The following is a 15,185-nucleotide window of genomic DNA, read 5'->3' on the forward strand; positions in this document are numbered from 1 at the left end:
GATTTCTTATTTTATCTGATCACCTTCGAGAACTTCAAAGTCTCCATAAGGAGAAAGAACTTCAATTGGGTGCCCCTTCATAGTCTCCCTGATCAGGCTCCAATATTTCTCTAGCTCTTTTTGATCAATAGTTGTGATTCTTGTAAATATTATGTATGCTGGCATATGACTAAATTCAAACGGTTGGTATTGTCCCGCCATCGATTACAAATTCGGTTCCGGTGAGATATCCTGCTCGTGGTGATACTAAAAAACCGACCAATTCCGCAACCTCTTCGGGTTTTGCCGGCCTGCCAAAAGGTATTCCTCCCAGGCTATTCATGACCTGTTGGATTGCTTCCTCAACACTAATACCGTTTCGCTCCGAAATTTCCTGCATCATTCCCGTTGCACCATCTGTCTGAATCCAGCCCGGCGAAACAGTTAAAACTCGTACTCCTTTCGGTGATACTTCATTTGATAGATTTTTACTGTAATTTAACAAGCCTGCCTTTGCTGCCGCATAAGGTAATGTTGAATCATGTAGTGGTAACCTAGCTTGTATGGAAGCGATATGAATAATGACACCATTTCCCCTTGCTAACATATGAGGCAAAAAGCCTCGGTCTAAACGGACCGGCGCAAGCAGATTGGTATGAATAGCCTTTTCCCAATCTTCATCGCTCAATACTGAAAAACCTCCGCCTTCTGCATCTGAACCGCCCAGATTATTGACGAGTATATCCAACCTTCCAAATTTTTGAAGAACTTCTGAAACTATTTTTTTGGTTCCGGCAGATTGGCTTAGATCAGCAGAAATAAAATGTAACTTGTCGTTGGCTTGTTTAGGGGTATTTCTTGCCGCAATAATAACCGTTGCGCCTGCATTTAACAAGCGCTCAGCTATTGCCTTTCCCGCGCCTTTTGTACCACCTGTCACCAAAGCAAATTTACCCGATAACTCCTTGTTGAAATCAACTATATGTTTCATTATTGAAATATTTTTATACAAATTTCCGACCTATAAACAGTTTACACAAGTACGGAAAAACGAATTGCATAGGGATAAATTTATCCCATATTGTATATTTTCGAACATTGACTTAATTTTGGAATATGTACGAAAAGAAAATACCTTTAAGTCTCAACTGTGGTTTAGACCTGATTGGTGAAGTTCTCTATGGTAAATGGAAAATAAGATTATTGTGGTTTATCAATGAAGGGTACAAACGCCCAAGCGAACTCCAGCGCAAAATACCGGATGCTTCACGAAGAGTTCTAAATGTTCAGCTAAAAGAACTTGAAGAGCACGAATTGGTTGCAAAAGTTATTTACCCTGTTGTACCACCTAAAGTGGAATACAGTCTTACAGAATTTGGGAAGACTTTAATCCCTGTAATTTCTGCACTAGGAAATTGGGGTGATGAGCATCAGGAGCGTCTAAGGAAAGTAATTTTGAAATAAAACGTTGAATTTCCCCGGGAGAAATTCAAAAAAATGGCGTGCGAAATATCAAAAAAAGTCGATTCTTCATTTAGAATCGACTTATATACATACGCTAACTATGATATATGACCTAAAATTTACGACCTCGATAACGCTGGTGGCCAGCTTCATCATTTCAGATCACCATATCCTTGTAGACCAGTTGTCTTACAATAGGCTTCCTCAAGAATTTTCAATCGTCCGCTTTTTATTGCAATTTTCGCAACAATACTCAGAAGAGGTTCTACAATTTTCATTACTCCTGTCATCTTGGAGTTATTCAGGTAAATGAACAGAGCCAGGTCTGAAAAATTCTTTGGAATTCCGTTCCCGTCCGTAAGACCATCCTTTGCCAGCCCCAATAGAATCAGTGCGGCCTTCTCAAATTCAATATTTCCTGGATCGATGGTTGTCCGTAACCGGCACACGCCTTTAGATCTATTATTAAAAAGATGTGTTTCATTAGCCGATATGAAGATCTTATCCCCCGACTTGAGTTGGTAACGTTTACCGCTTCTACCCACTTCCAATTCACCTTCAAGGACTTCAAACCTTTCAGAAAATAGTGTATGATAATGCCATGGCGTTTTTGCTCCGGGGAGTAGATCACATTCACTTATAGTAGAACCACCATTGGCCGCAGACTGAATAAGATCAAAAGATACTTGATTATAAGGATTGTCGGTTCTCTTTTTTTGCATTAAAAGCACCGGTCCCACTATAATGCAGATCAATACAGCTATCATATGAGCTATGCCATGCTGCCAGTCGCTGCCATTTTTGCCCATTACAATCATGAAATCGCCTAAGGGCACGACGGTCGCTGCTAGCAACGCTATGGCCAGTGCTTTCCTTTCATTTGCCAATACTAAAAGCACCAGAAGAATACCAGAAAATAGATCGCGAATTCCTTTGATGTAGTGAAAGGAATAATCAGCATGTGTATTAGTAGAGATACCGTAATCGAATTCAGCGTTAAGCGGTGAAAACAAAAATCTTAGACCTATAAATAGTAAACCTATTCCGGTCAAAAATGAAATGATGTAACATATTCTTGTTGCCATAATATATAATTTTATTGACAACAAAGTTATCTGGACCGATTTCACTATTCATGCACCTAAGTTAATAACTCAGTCCCTCCTCGTATTTCGGCTCCGGATACGGCTTAACGATTGTGGTTTCACCCCGACGTACGAAGCAATATAATATTGAGGAATTCTTTGTACTAGCTCAGGGTATTCTTTTATAAATTTCTCATAACGAATTTCGGGAGAATCAGTATAAAAAGAATTAAGCCCTTGAAGGGTTTGAACAAAAACCTGCTCTATCACTAACCTGCCGAAACGTTCGCCATTCTTGATCTCAGAATAAAACACTTGAAGATCATTATAAGAAATTACCAATAGTGTACAATCTTCAAGAGCTTGAATAATCTGCCTAGATGGCTTTTGGGGAATAAAACTTTCGTTATTGCAGACAAAATCCATTTCTTTACCAAATCCATATGTTTTCTCCTCCCCATCATTGTTGATATAATACTGCATAACACCGCTGATAATAAAACCAACATAACGGCAAACGTCCCCTTCACGCAAAAAATATTCACCCTTCCTGTATTTCTTTTCCCTAAAAAGTTTTGAAATCAGGTCCCTATCTGCTTGATTAATGTCTATTGCATCTGTGACCGTTTTTAATAATATATTTATCATAATAGCGACGTATTGGTTCTTTAAAGATCGTAAAAAATTTTATGCCAGGATCAGAAAGTCAAAGGGTGATCGGGATAGCTGGTGTCCTATAACTTAAAGGAAAGCTTGCCGAAGAAAATGCTGCAAAGGATGAGAGTTGATGGTAAAAATTGACAAAAAAACAATAAGCCCCTACAAAGGAGCCACTTATGAAGTAGCCAAAATAGTTCCTTTATTTCGACACTTATAACTTATTCTCAGATTTGGACTTATCTGGAAATTTTATTCGTTGAGGTCGGCCAGGGATCTCGATACGGAATCGGTAGAGATTATTCTCACCGCAGCTACTGGGATAACGCTTCGGTTTCAAAAACGAAACAGAACAATAAATACAGACGACTATTATTGCCGCTACAAATTCAGGCACAATAATACCAAGATAAAATCTATCATATATATCTAGTGGTCATTGATATCGAAATATCCAAAGAAGAAGAAAAATCAATTTTAGCTATTTAAAATATACGTTATATTTATTCGAATATAGCCCCGCTAAAGCAAATGACAGAAACAGAAAAATATCTTGCTGACTTTAAAACAGCTGTTACAAGCGTATATCCCATTTCGGATAAGGCATTTGATTTATTGGCTGAAACGGCCTACGTTCAGCAGTTTAAGAAAAATGAAGTTTTACTTAGGGAAGGGCGTGTCGCCAATGACATTTTCTTTGTCTGTAAAGGAGCCTTAAACTCTTATTTTATTGATGAAAAAGGAGCTATCTGGAATAAATGGATTTATTTGGAGAGGGATTTTGCGAGCACAAGATTTTCGGCAATCATAAAAACGCCCAACGATTTTAAACTGCAAGCTATTGAAAACACTACTGTGCTATGTATGCCTTATCATCAAACAAGAGCAGCTATCAATCAAAATGATGAACTAAAAAACCTTTACATTGCCTATTTGGAGAAAAAATGGATCGTCATTAATGAAGAAAGAGAAATTTCTTTACTGACCGAAAGTGCAACCACAAGATATCTCAAATTGCTGGCGGCACATCCGGGAATTGACAGCAGAATTCCACTACAATATATTGCTTCGCACCTGAGCATTACCCCAACACAGTTGAGCCGAATACGTAAAGGGCTAAACAAATAAAAAAATCATTACGCTCAACCTATGTAGAGTGCGTTGTCGAAATCACACTTTATTTTTGCTTATTATCAAACAATAATAAAGGATACTATTAAACTCTTTGAAATAGAACGCATCGTACTATTAATTGAAGTTTGGAATAGGAGACCGTAATAATTAACAATTGAAATTAAATTATGCAAACAATTTCCAAAACACTAAAAATATTTCTAACCGCACTTATTCTTTCCAATATCGTACTGATGGCTTGTGTGGTCTACTTTTTTCTGAACAACAAGCACAGTTTAAGCGCGGAAAGAATAGATATCAAGGACAGATCTGGAAATAATCGTGTCGTTATTGCAAACACAGATAACATTCCGCAACCTATTATCAAAGGGAAAACATATAAAAGGGCTTACGCTCCCGCGGGCCTGATTTTCTATGATAAAAATGGAGACGAAAGAGGCGGTTTGGCAATTACCGATAATGAAGAGACTAACCTGAATGCACTTGCATTTGATTATCAGAATGCCGATGCCATTGGTATCCTGGCACAGGATAATAAACACGACAATTATTTCAGGGCTGGTCTATTGATTAATGATAAAGATCTATCCGGTAAGCCGGGGCATAATATTAACCGGATAAACCTACTAACAGAGAATGGGAACGCTTCTTTGGTGATGAAAGATAACAATGAGATACCGAGAATTATTTTAAAGGTGGACAGTCTGGGTAACCCTTCTATCGAAATGTTGGACGATAAGGGAAAAGTGAAATGGAAACAATAAGCTATAATCGAGAACTGTGCTGTCATTGATAAAATCACTATCTCCGCTTAAGCGATCGAAGCATAAACCGAAAAACGAAAAAGCAACCTATATCAGTAATCTCATTCGACAGCAGTTTGATATTGTATCGCATGGAACCCTAACAGATTTATCCGTTTGGATGGACACGGACAAGACCAGTAAAGATCATTGCTAATTTGTAAAAAAAAGCTTACTCGTCGCCCCGCTATCCGTAAATGGTTGGATCGGGGTACCTATATGAATGATGTAGCACCATTTGATCAATTATGTTTAAATTCACGTTACAATGATAACTTGCTACGGCCCATGATCAATATACTCTATACCTTTCATGCTTTTTCAGCGGGTGCATTTCTGTTGCTCGGCACCTTAATCGTTATGGGTGTCAACCACAGTTGTTCCCACGCAGACCGGTGGCTTGGGACTTGGTATTATTTGATGGCATGCTTATTTACCCAGCTTTTTCTTGAAGGTTTTCATATCGAGAGCAATGGATTGATCCATACGCTGGAACTCCCGCGATGGGCTACACTCCCCTGCTTCTACCTGGCCGTTCACTACATGGTCAAACCAACAGCAAAAATTCGGTATTGGGGACTACATTTTTTTCCATTCCTCGCTTTCGTTTTCTTCTCCATCATTTATTTAATACCCGGACTTTCTAATAGACACATCCATCCGCCTCAATTACCGCAATGGATCATCTTTACTATCAAATATTTCTTTTTTGCACAATGTATCTTTTATTGGATTGCCTGTTATAACCTCTTTAAAATACACCAGAAAAACATTCGCCAGCTATCTTCCTATACGGAAAAGATAAACATGGCCTGGTTAAAGTACCTATTGATTGCGCTGTTATTGATGATTGTTGTCCGTCTACTCGCTATGGTTCATTTAGTTTTTAGTGCTGTCGCCCCAATTTTATATTTTATGGGCACAGTGGCACTTGGGTACGCAACGCTAACACAACGGTCAATTTACACAATTGAGTCTACAAAAAACCTCATCAACGAAGCGCAGCATAAAAAGGTTAAAGCCGAGGATCGGCTTACAGCACAACAGGTAGACACATTAAAAGAAAAACTATTACAGAAAACTACAGCTGAAAAGCTATATCTCGACCCGGGTTTAACACTATCATCCCTCGCGGAGCATATCGGAATCAATCCGCACGATCTGTCCTACATCATAAACAATGGACTGCAGAAAAATTTTTACCAGTTTATCAACGAGCTTCGCACGGAGGAAGCGAAACAACTTTTATTATCCGAAGAGGCCAAGCTACTTGATATGTTTGGAATCGCAATAAGGGCAGGTTTCAATTCAAGAACAACCTTTTATGCCAGCTTCAAAAAAGCAACAGGCATTACGCCGACAGAATATATGAAAGTCAATAGTAAACAATCAAACTAACTCGGCACAATGAAGTTTGTTCGATTGCATCCATTCGGACGGTTAGCCTATCAAAAAGACTTACTCTTGTATCATATCAACAAAAGAAATTATGATACAATACACCAAACCAAGCGGGTACTCGAGAGCGATCCGCCAATTTTCCAAAGCAACATATGGTCTTCTGGTGGGAGCATGTTGTCTTTTTGCTTCGATTGATACATTTGCCCAGTCCGCCTCTAAAGATAGCCCCCAGCAACAACAGTTGGTTCCACTAAAATCATTTCAAGGCTACTACCAGCTACCCAATAAAGTAGCTTTCATTGCTTTCGAGGAGCAAGATAACAACCTGTATGCGACACAGCTGTGGGATCAGAAAAAAAGATATCAGCTGGTCCGTAAAGATGATACGCATTTTGAATCCAAAAACGAAGGCTATGCCATAGAATTTTTAAAGGATGATTCCGGCGATTTTAGCCAAACCAAGATACTGGGTAGGATTTTATGTGAGCGTGTGCCATTTGACCCCACTAAAATCGCGAGTTTAACCGCATCTCAACTGAAACAACTTGCCGGAACTTACCTCAAGGTAAATGACAACAACTTTAAAATTCAAATAGATCCCTCCTCAACAGGCCTAACGCTTACTCAATTGTGGGATAACAAAACAATTTCATTTACCCCACGATCGGAATTTTTCTTCCTCAATGATGATGGCACCTTTCCATTGACATTTTCTGTTGCCAATGGAAAGGTAGAGCAGATGCAGTGTTTCGAAAATGATCTTTGGCTAAAAACTGATCAATAATCCTAATAAAAAAATATTATGAACAGATTTATTGCCTGCTTATTCCTGCTGCTGGGTACAGCTCAGCTTAGCGCCCAACAGGTGGCGGATGAACAGTTTCATTATCCCATCACCGATCCGCACCACCGGATCGGTGATGGACCGCTACTCCTATTTGACGAGGCACACAACAATCCGGTTACTTTGAGAGGAGCCTACGCTCCTTTTTCAGATCTCCTTCTGGCTGATGGATATCGCCTCCGAAGTGCTAAAGAAAAAATCTCTTACGATCAACTAAAAGAAGTAAAAATCTATATCAGTATAAATGCCTTATATAATCCGGAAAACTGGAAATTACCCACCTATTCAGCCTTTACCGATCAGGAGATAGAAACTCTCCGCCAATGGGTATTTGATGGTGGAAGCCTATTTCTAGTCACCGACCACATGCCTTGTGGCGGATCTGTACAAACGCTCGGTGCGGCATTTGGTATTCATATCGTGAACGGTTTTGCCTTACCTAAGAATGGACGTCCCGAGATCTTTTCAAAGGACAGAGAAACACTGTTATCAAATTCTATAACCACTGGATCAGGTAAAGAAATAGACAGTATTATGTGCTGGGGCGGAACTGGCTTTATCGTACCAACGACGGCACGTATTATTTCTTTATTAAATGAAGAATATGACATCTACCTACCCAATGATGCGAATCAGATAAAAAGGCCTATTCCAGACAATATTCCCCGATTGTCGGGCAAAGGGTTTGCAAACGGTGCTTACCTGCAGTTCGGGAAAGGGAGAATTGTGGTATTCGGAGATGGTGCTCCTTTTTCGGCACAACTCCATGGCATCAAAAGTGAAAAAAGAGGAATGAACCATCCGGCCGCAAAACAGAATGCTCAATTTTTGCTCAATATAGTTCATTGGCTTGACCAATGAACTGATTTGGCTAGGCTAATGCTGATTCCTCTGGGAATAAATTTGTCATATAATTGATATACGATAGTCGAGTGGACTAATTCTTGTTTTCTTTTTAAACAGTCTGGTTAATGACTGAGGTTGATCAAATTGCATTTTTTTAGCGATTTCAGCTACTGATAAATCAGTTTCAGCAAGTAATTCCTTTGCTATTTTAACAATAAAATTATCAATATGATACTGTGCTGTATTTTTAGAAGTTTTTAAAGAAACATCATTGAGAAATCGTGTTGTACAATTTAGTTTCCTGGACAATAATGTTAAACTAGGAAGTAGGGACAAGCATTTTCTTTTGCTATCAAAAAGAGTGTGCAGCTCGCTCATGAAATCTTTTTGTAACGCTCTAAACTCATTCAGCTTATCTTCCATTAACTGTTGATAAAACCTTTGCATATGTTGTAAAAGCAAATCAAGATAAGAAATAAGTATTTTAGACTGCGTTTCACTCATGGGCATCTTAGTCTCGAGGTCTATCAGTTCAAAGATATTTTTTATAAGTCTGTAATCGTTATTCGATAAGATCATCGATTCCTGAATGGAGTATTCTAGAAACCCAAATTCTTTCAATTTATTTCGCAGACTATATCCTGTAAATAGATCTGAACGGAATGCAAAATAAGCCCCTTCTTTAAAATATCCTCTTATTTCTTGGACCGGAAAATACTGGCTGCTGAAAAATAATAAGATATGTTGTCCACGATGATCCTTATTTGAACATCCAAACACAATCAAGAAATATTTATCATCAATCCATCTTTTGGCAGAATCAAAAAATTGCTCCTCATTTCCAAAATTGTCAAAATAATAACTGAAGCTTGCACTGAAAGCATTTTGAAATTCATTATTATTACCAGTATTTATCATATTTTATTTTTTCTTCGAGACTTTGCGCGTTATTTTTTATTGAATTATTCCCTCAAGAAAAACCCTCGTTAAAACAATTTTGTTTGTAAAATAGAGGGATTTCCTAAAGGATACATCCAGCAGCTTCGTTTTCAACGTTATTTTGTCTTCTATTCAAGAAACCAGATTAACACGGATTTCTAATTCTTTTTTTCTAAGATGACTAAAAAAGCACGTTTGACACCTAAGACTAGCAGTTACTTCTTTTCAGGAACAATTGCCTTACCCGATTTTTCGAGCTCTTTCACAAAATCCCGCCCCCAGTAATGGATATCGTAGTGCTCAATATGCTCGTACAGCCTGCGCGCCCTGACCTGAGCCTCTCCGGGTTCCATGACCAAGGCTTTCAACAGTGCATCTTTCATGCTCTTACGGTCGTAGGGATTGGTCAATATGGCATAAGGCAATTCGACCGAGGCACCTGCAAATTCTGAGAGCACGAGAATCCCGGGAGTCTCCAATAACCCATGGGTCGCAATGTATTCCTTTGCGACTAGATTCAGTCCGTCCCGCAGAGGCGTGATCCAGGCAATATCACTCAGCGCATAGTGTTTGACCACTTCCTCAAAAGGTAAGGCCCTGTAAAAATATTGGATCGGGGTCCAGTTCATCGTTGCATATTTACCGTTGATCTCGCCCACGGCCTGATTCACCTGATCCCGAATTTCGTCATAGATCGTCATCCCCTGTGATGGCGGCGTACAGACATTGACCAGTTCGATCTTGCCCCTAAATTCTGGGTATTCGGCCAGAAATTCACCAAAAGCCTGGATTTTTTCCAAGGGGCCTTTGACGTAATCCAGGCGCTCGATGGATATGATACGCGTTATTCCCGATCCGGCTTTGTTTTCTTTGAGGGCATTGATCTCGGTCTTAACCTTATCATCTGTCAAAATCTGTTCGATATGATCCCTGTTGACCCCCACCGGCTGTGCGCCAAGCCTAATCTGCCGGCCATCTACCTCTATGATCTTGGTCATCTGATCGACGCCGAGCGCACAGCTATAGGTCAGGAACTGATTGGCGACATCAACTTTTTTGACCACTTTAAATGGTGTATGGCTACGGATCACATCCACAAAATTCTCGACATAACGGGGGATATGAAAACTGATAAAATCACAGAGCAGCAGGCTGCCGATAATCTCTTTGCGCCAGGGAATAATATTGAAAATATCTGCTGCCGGAAAAGCCGTATGGTGAAAAAAGCCAATTTTCAGATCGGGGCGCATGGTCTTTAAAAAAGAAGGTACCATCCACAGATTATACTCATGGATCCAGACCAGCGCCTCCTCGTCGGCCTCGCGGGCAATCCGCTCGGCAAAGCGCTTGTTTATCATCAGGTAATGTTCCCAGTCCTCGTGGTTGAATTTTGCCCGGTCCACAAAGGAAAAGATCGTCGGCCAGAACGCCTCTTTGGAGAATACACGATAGAACTTATCGATATCCTCTTTAGACAGCGATATGGTGGAAGCGACCAGATTAGGGTATCGGCTTTCGTCCACCAACTGATTTGGAACCGGCTTTCCGTCCTGTTGGATGACTTCCTCCCCGATCCAAAGACCGGAGCGTCCCTTTTCAAATAAGCCCAGCAGCGAAGGAATAATGCCATTTGGACTTTTGGGTGCTACCCGCACCGTCTTACCATTGACCGATTCCTTTTCAAAAGGCAGCCGATGGTAGACCATCACCAGCTGATCGGATTTTTTGGACTTTCTTTTTTGAGGCACTAATTTTTGTTCTCCACGAATCAACTGCTGAAACGGGCGGTATTTGCCCATATATTCCAGTATACCGCCCGCCCCGGCAGCTTCTGCGCTGTACGCTGTATCCAATTGATCAATGGCCTGCAGCAAACCCGGTTCGGACTTTCCAACCGCAACACCCCGAAAACCGATCTGAAATAAGGCCAGGTCATTAAGGGTATCACCTGCCACCATCACATCATCCGGATCGACAGCCAAAAATTCAACCAGCTTCTTTAATGTTGTCCCCTTATTGACACCTCTGGGGAGCAAGTCCAGGTATTTATCGGCCGAAGTAATAATATCACAGTCATACCTGTCAGCCACCTGCTGCACCAGACTATGGTCAACCCCTCCTTCATAATAAAATGAACTGCGGCGCTGCTGCGGCACATGTTGATAATTCAACTGCGGTATTTCCTCCAGCGCTGCCCGGATTGCATAAGTCTGCGGCCATTTTTCCTCAATCTCACTTTGCAGCGGTTCAATTGCTTCCAGGCTATGGCCGTTAACGACTGTGGCGCCCACATCCGCAATAATAAAGTCCGGCACCGGAATGAGCGGATCGCTCAGTAGCGGCAATACCGACTCCAGTCCTCTTCCGGTTACAAAAACCAGCTGCATATTCGGGCTGGCCTTGATCAGTCTATATAATCTGAGGCGGTCTTCCATCTTTCCGCCTAAAAAAGTTCCGTCTAAATCTGTTGCTAATAGCATATTATCTTATATTCCTTTCTAAAAGTTTAAATTCATCAATTGCAGCCATATGGTTGTATAGCACACGGTAGGCTGTCTGTAACAAGGGTAAATTGAGTCCAAGGCTCGTGACCGTCGCCATCAGCCCCTTGGTTGCAACATATCCTTCGGCGACCATGCCCATGAGCTGACGGGCTTCGAAAACCGAATACCCCAGGCCAAGGTATTTACCAAAAGTCCGGTTGCGGCTATGTGCGGAGTAACCCGTCACCAATAAGTCTCCCAAATAGGTAGAGCTGCCCAGCCGGACATGGGGTGCACCGACGGCACGCAGTAGCAGTCCCAGTTCGTCAATGGCATTGGCAACCAGCACCGCCATAAAATTATCACCATAATGCAGTCCTTCGGCCATGCCACAGACAATACCGACCACATTTTTGTAAATGGCTGCGTACTCCACACCCAGGGTGTCGGGACTATAATTCACCTGCATATAGCTTGAAGCAAACCCGTTGGAAATCTTACTGATAAAGGTTTCATTCGGACCGCACAGCGTCATATAGGTTTTCTTGTTCCGCGCGATTTCTTCGGCATGACAAGGCCCTGCAATGATCGCCTGCTGAAAATCTTTCAGTTCAAAATACCGGGCGAGATAAGCACTTGGGAGCAGATTGTCAGGGCCGACGGTCCCTTTGATGGCGGTGATGATAAATTTTTCAGCAAGGTCCTCTTTGGGGATTGCGGCGCAAACACTGTCCAGATGCGCACTGGGCACGACGAAAAGAATTACTTTCGATCGAGCCACGATCTCGTCCAGCTGATCGGACGCATAAATTTTTGTATTGTCAAGTTTTAAAAACGATAGGTAGTCAGGGTTAATAGCATCCTGGTTTATCGCGCGCACCTGCTCGGAACGCCGCATGTACCAGTTGGTATAAATGCTATTTTCTGTCAAAATTTTAACCAGGGCCGTGGCCCAACTCCCACCACCTATCACACTAATCTCATTCAAATCGTTGGGGGTTTTAAAGACGCGAAACAGAAAATTTTCGCCGTCGGGTTATCTATTAATTCACCAATATACGTAAAAATTAATCAATAAGCAAACTTTACGCGTAAAAACAGGGTTAAAGGGGTATTTTCCACGCCAAAATCCGTGTTTATATTTCTTCGTAAATTTGTTTGTTCATATGAAAAATTTAAACATACTTAACTTCAGTGAACAATCATCAAGTTCAATTTATCAGTACATTTTTAATCTCTTTGCAAAATTGGGTTTACCGGAGCAGCAGGCACATATTGTTACGGCCGCCGGGTTACTTTTTGCTTTTGCGGTGCTGCTCTATGCGCTCGATTATATCATGCGCAAAGTATTTTATTCCGCATTAAACCGGATTGCCCGGCGGACCTCGACCAAATGGGATGATTATCTGTTGGAAAACAAGGTGCATGTACGCGTGAGCCGTACCCTGCTCGTGCTGCTTACACGGCAGCTGCTGCCGGTGATCTTCGTTGGTTTTCCGGTGCTTACAGCCGCTATTGTCAAGTTTCTGGATATCGTGTTATTGTTCACCATCTACCATCTGGCCAATAGCTTGTTAAAAACCTGCCGCGATATTTTTCGTGGTTCAAATGCGTTTAAGGACAAACCCATCGACAGCTACCTGCAGGTGGTACAGATCTTTTTAATTTTTGTGATCGGTACACTGGTCGTTTCCCTGCTGACCGGCAATTCACCTTGGTCCTTTCTAGTCTCACTTGGGGCGGCGTCCGCCGTCCTCATGCTCGTATTTAAAGACACTATCCTGGGCTTTGTGGCCAGTATTCAGGTGTCCGCGAATGACTCGGTCCGTGTAGGAGACTGGATAGAAATGCCCAAATACGGTGTGGACGGCGACGTGCTGCAGATCAACCTCAACAATGTGAAGATACAGAACTGGGATAAGACCATTGTCACCATTCCGACCTATACCCTACTGAGCGATTCATTCAAAAACTATCGTGGAATGCAGGAGACTGGTGGCCGTCGGATAAAGCGGGCATTGAACATTAAAATGTCTTCGGTGCGCTACCTCAGTGCGGAGGAAATCACGGCATTAAAAACGATCCGGCTGCTGGCTCCTTATATCGAAAAAAGAGAGCGCGAGATTGCCGAGTACAATAAAACCTGGCGTACAGACAGCTCCTCGCCCGTCAATGGTCGCAGGATGACCAATATCGGCCTGTTCAGGGCCTATGTACTCGCCTATGCCAAACATAACCCCAATATCCATCAGGAACTTACTTTATTGGTCCGTCAGTTAGCCCCTAGTGAATACGGTATTCCGCTGGAACTCTACATGTTTACCAAGGGGACACAATGGGCCTATTTCGAAGATACGATGGCCGATATATTTGACCATCTACTAGCTGCCATTAAGCACTTTCACCTGCAGGTATTTGAACTGCCTGCATCGGACGACCTGCGGCTGCTCGGCGCGATGGCCCCCCGTTCCCAACAGTAGCTCCTTTGTTGCGATAAACCTAAGCTTGCCCGGTGGTTTCAATCTTATTGCCGCTGGGCAGCTATCAAAAGACCGGCTAAATTGGTTTCCCATAGTTTAGCATACGGGCCTTCTTTGCCGGCATTTAGAGGCCTGACATCATACATTCCATATCGTAAATAGTTTTCACTATATCAACAGGATATATTTTCAAAAGTACAGTGTAGATTCGGCGATTCAGATTGAAGAGTCTATATGTCACAAACTTCTTCCCAAATGGTATTTTCATCTGATCAACCCTTAATCCTTCGAATAAAAACGGTCTTACTGCACCATCCTATGATATGTTCAAATAATACATGGTATTATTTATTCTAAACTCTTCGTGAATTCAAGGCTATGCTCCATTGTGTTTTATTGCACCTTGGACATGACTGGGAATCATTCTCAAAACTAAATAAAACATGACCGCAATACATGCATGCAAATGGCCCTTCGGAACTCGATACATCAACCATTTTGTAAGATGATGGGAATAATGGTAGCCCATATCTCACATCATTATCCGCATAAAATAAAACGCTTAAGGTTCCATCGACTTCTAGAATCCCTTCCTTAACCTGTCCCAAATGTTCTACATTTAAATTTCTCAGTTCAGAAAAAAATTCCATATGTGAAAAGTTATTATCCTTTTCATGTTTTATATCAAAGACACCATCTTTTACTACAGGTAAAACTTTACCTTCCAATAAATGGGCAATCTTCTCTGATCGGGAGGCGAGCCAGGTGATCAACCTATAGACGAAAATTACACCTATAAAAACAACAATCGCATGAAAAATCGGTATGTCTTCTTGAAACATTGGATCTCCCGCAGCTGAGCCCAAACTGATAATAATCGCAACCTCAAAAAGAGTTAACTGTCGAACTCCCCTTCTACCCGAGAGCCTTAGAATTATCAATATTAGAAGAAACATTATTACTGTTCTCGCTCCTATTTCAACAAGAAAGGAGATTTCCACCCCCTCAGCAAATATTTTTTGTATATCAATCATAACCTTTTAAAACCAAAAATCTTAATGTGGCCTCCG

At 41.4% G+C, this 15,185-nt stretch carries 15 protein-coding genes; 7 read left to right on the top strand and 8 right to left on the bottom strand.

Annotated elements, in window-relative coordinates; genetic code table 11:
- Positions 1-6: 6 nt before the first annotated feature.
- Together IQ31_RS28330 and IQ31_RS24285 are read right to left on the bottom strand one after the other, a co-directional pair.
- Positions 7-201, bottom strand: coding sequence for a DUF1330 domain-containing protein (locus tag IQ31_RS28330; RefSeq protein WP_088161915.1), 195 nt, complete (start codon positions 199-201; stop codon positions 7-9).
- Positions 176-970 (bottom strand): SDR family oxidoreductase, encoded by a 795-nt coding sequence (locus tag IQ31_RS24285; RefSeq protein ID WP_075993093.1) that lies wholly within the window; start codon positions 968-970, stop codon positions 176-178. Before IQ31_RS24285 ends, IQ31_RS28330 begins: the two co-directional genes overlap by 26 nt.
- Positions 971-1,095: 125 nt before the next feature.
- On the opposite strand from IQ31_RS24285, the gene IQ31_RS24290 reads away from it, so the two are divergent.
- Positions 1,096-1,443: a winged helix-turn-helix transcriptional regulator gene (locus tag IQ31_RS24290; protein ID WP_075993094.1), complete on the top strand. Its 348-nt coding sequence runs from the start codon at positions 1,096-1,098 to the stop codon at positions 1,441-1,443.
- Positions 1,444-1,595: 152 nt separating this feature from the next.
- Here the strand turns inward: IQ31_RS24290 and IQ31_RS24295 are convergent, their stop codons facing one another.
- Positions 1,596-2,528: a DUF4267 domain-containing protein gene (locus IQ31_RS24295; protein WP_075993095.1), complete on the bottom strand. Its 933-nt coding sequence runs from the start codon at positions 2,526-2,528 to the stop codon at positions 1,596-1,598.
- Between the two features lie 69 nt (positions 2,529-2,597).
- Entirely contained in the window at positions 2,598-3,176 is a 579-nt protein-coding gene (locus IQ31_RS24300) for a Crp/Fnr family transcriptional regulator (protein WP_075993096.1), read from the bottom strand.
- A gap of 540 nt (positions 3,177-3,716) precedes the next feature.
- Here IQ31_RS24300 and IQ31_RS24305 point away from each other — a divergent pair.
- From IQ31_RS24305 to IQ31_RS24325, 5 genes are all read left to right on the top strand, one after another.
- Positions 3,717-4,313 carry a Crp/Fnr family transcriptional regulator gene (locus tag IQ31_RS24305; protein WP_088161916.1) on the top strand — a complete coding sequence of 199 codons (597 nt, stop codon included), beginning with the start codon at positions 3,717-3,719 and terminating at the stop codon, positions 4,311-4,313.
- 173 nt (positions 4,314-4,486) lie between these two features.
- Positions 4,487-5,083, top strand: coding sequence for a hypothetical protein (locus IQ31_RS24310; protein ID WP_070565714.1), 597 nt, complete (start codon positions 4,487-4,489; stop codon positions 5,081-5,083).
- Positions 5,084-5,272: 189 nt separating this feature from the next.
- Entirely contained in the window at positions 5,273-6,520 is a 1,248-nt protein-coding gene (locus IQ31_RS24315) for a helix-turn-helix domain-containing protein (protein ID WP_145330709.1), read from the top strand.
- 91 nt (positions 6,521-6,611) lie between these two features.
- Positions 6,612-7,307 (top strand): hypothetical protein, encoded by a 696-nt coding sequence (locus IQ31_RS24320; protein ID WP_075993099.1) that lies wholly within the window; start codon positions 6,612-6,614, stop codon positions 7,305-7,307.
- A gap of 18 nt (positions 7,308-7,325) precedes the next feature.
- Positions 7,326-8,228, top strand: coding sequence for a hypothetical protein (locus IQ31_RS24325; protein WP_075993100.1), 903 nt, complete (start codon positions 7,326-7,328; stop codon positions 8,226-8,228).
- A 45-nt stretch (positions 8,229-8,273) separates the two neighbouring features.
- On the opposite strand, the gene IQ31_RS24330 is transcribed toward IQ31_RS24325, so the two are convergent.
- The 3 genes from IQ31_RS24330 to IQ31_RS24340 form a co-directional block, all read right to left on the bottom strand.
- Positions 8,274-9,131 carry a helix-turn-helix domain-containing protein gene (locus tag IQ31_RS24330; protein WP_145330711.1) on the bottom strand — a complete coding sequence of 286 codons (858 nt, stop codon included), beginning with the start codon at positions 9,129-9,131 and terminating at the stop codon, positions 8,274-8,276.
- A 236-nt stretch (positions 9,132-9,367) separates the two neighbouring features.
- The gene (gene ggpS / locus IQ31_RS24335) at positions 9,368-11,632 is read right to left on the bottom strand and encodes a glucosylglycerol-phosphate synthase (RefSeq protein WP_145330713.1); all 2,265 of its coding nucleotides are present in this window, start codon (positions 11,630-11,632) and stop codon (positions 9,368-9,370) included.
- 1 nt (position 11,633) lies between these two features.
- Positions 11,634-12,623, bottom strand: a complete 990-nt coding sequence (locus IQ31_RS24340; protein ID WP_145330715.1) for an NAD(P)H-dependent glycerol-3-phosphate dehydrogenase — start codon at positions 12,621-12,623, stop codon at positions 11,634-11,636.
- Positions 12,624-12,801: 178 nt separating this feature from the next.
- Here IQ31_RS24340 and IQ31_RS24345 point away from each other — a divergent pair, with 178 nt between their 5' ends.
- Complete coding sequence (locus IQ31_RS24345; RefSeq protein WP_145330717.1) at positions 12,802-14,115, top strand: mechanosensitive ion channel family protein; 1,314 nt, start codon at positions 12,802-12,804, stop codon at positions 14,113-14,115.
- Between the two features lie 353 nt (positions 14,116-14,468).
- Here IQ31_RS24345 and IQ31_RS24350 read toward each other — a convergent pair whose 3' ends face one another.
- On the bottom strand, positions 14,469-15,149 hold the full coding sequence (locus IQ31_RS24350; protein ID WP_075993105.1) for a DUF421 domain-containing protein: 681 nt from the start codon (positions 15,147-15,149) through the stop codon (positions 14,469-14,471).
- Positions 15,150-15,185 lie beyond the last annotated feature (36 nt).

This window comes from Sphingobacterium siyangense (assembly GCF_007830445.1).
Taxonomy (GTDB): Bacteria; Bacteroidota; Bacteroidia; order Sphingobacteriales; family Sphingobacteriaceae; genus Sphingobacterium; species Sphingobacterium siyangense.

Bases quoted from the DNA above. Each gene is read 5' to 3' on its own strand.
- IQ31_RS28330 (WP_088161915.1), bottom strand. From the start codon at position 201: ATGGCGGGACAATACCAACCGTTTGAATTTAGTCATATGCCAGCATAC.
- IQ31_RS24285 (WP_075993093.1), bottom strand. From the start codon at position 970: ATGAAACATATAGTTGATTTCAACAAGGAGTTATCGGGTAAATTTGCT.
- IQ31_RS24290 (WP_075993094.1), top strand. From the start codon at position 1,096: ATGTACGAAAAGAAAATACCTTTAAGTCTCAACTGTGGTTTAGACCTG.
- IQ31_RS24295 (WP_075993095.1), bottom strand. From the start codon at position 2,528: ATGGCAACAAGAATATGTTACATCATTTCATTTTTGACCGGAATAGGT.
- IQ31_RS24300 (WP_075993096.1), bottom strand. From the start codon at position 3,176: ATGATAAATATATTATTAAAAACGGTCACAGATGCAATAGACATTAAT.
- IQ31_RS24305 (WP_088161916.1), top strand. From the start codon at position 3,717: ATGACAGAAACAGAAAAATATCTTGCTGACTTTAAAACAGCTGTTACA.
- IQ31_RS24310 (WP_070565714.1), top strand. From the start codon at position 4,487: ATGCAAACAATTTCCAAAACACTAAAAATATTTCTAACCGCACTTATT.
- IQ31_RS24320 (WP_075993099.1), top strand. From the start codon at position 6,612: ATGATACAATACACCAAACCAAGCGGGTACTCGAGAGCGATCCGCCAA.
- IQ31_RS24325 (WP_075993100.1), top strand. From the start codon at position 7,326: ATGAACAGATTTATTGCCTGCTTATTCCTGCTGCTGGGTACAGCTCAG.
- IQ31_RS24330 (WP_145330711.1), bottom strand. From the start codon at position 9,131: ATGATAAATACTGGTAATAATAATGAATTTCAAAATGCTTTCAGTGCA.
- ggpS (WP_145330713.1), bottom strand. From the start codon at position 11,632: ATGCTATTAGCAACAGATTTAGACGGAACTTTTTTAGGCGGAAAGATG.
- IQ31_RS24345 (WP_145330717.1), top strand. From the start codon at position 12,802: ATGAAAAATTTAAACATACTTAACTTCAGTGAACAATCATCAAGTTCA.
- IQ31_RS24350 (WP_075993105.1), bottom strand. From the start codon at position 15,149: ATGATTGATATACAAAAAATATTTGCTGAGGGGGTGGAAATCTCCTTT.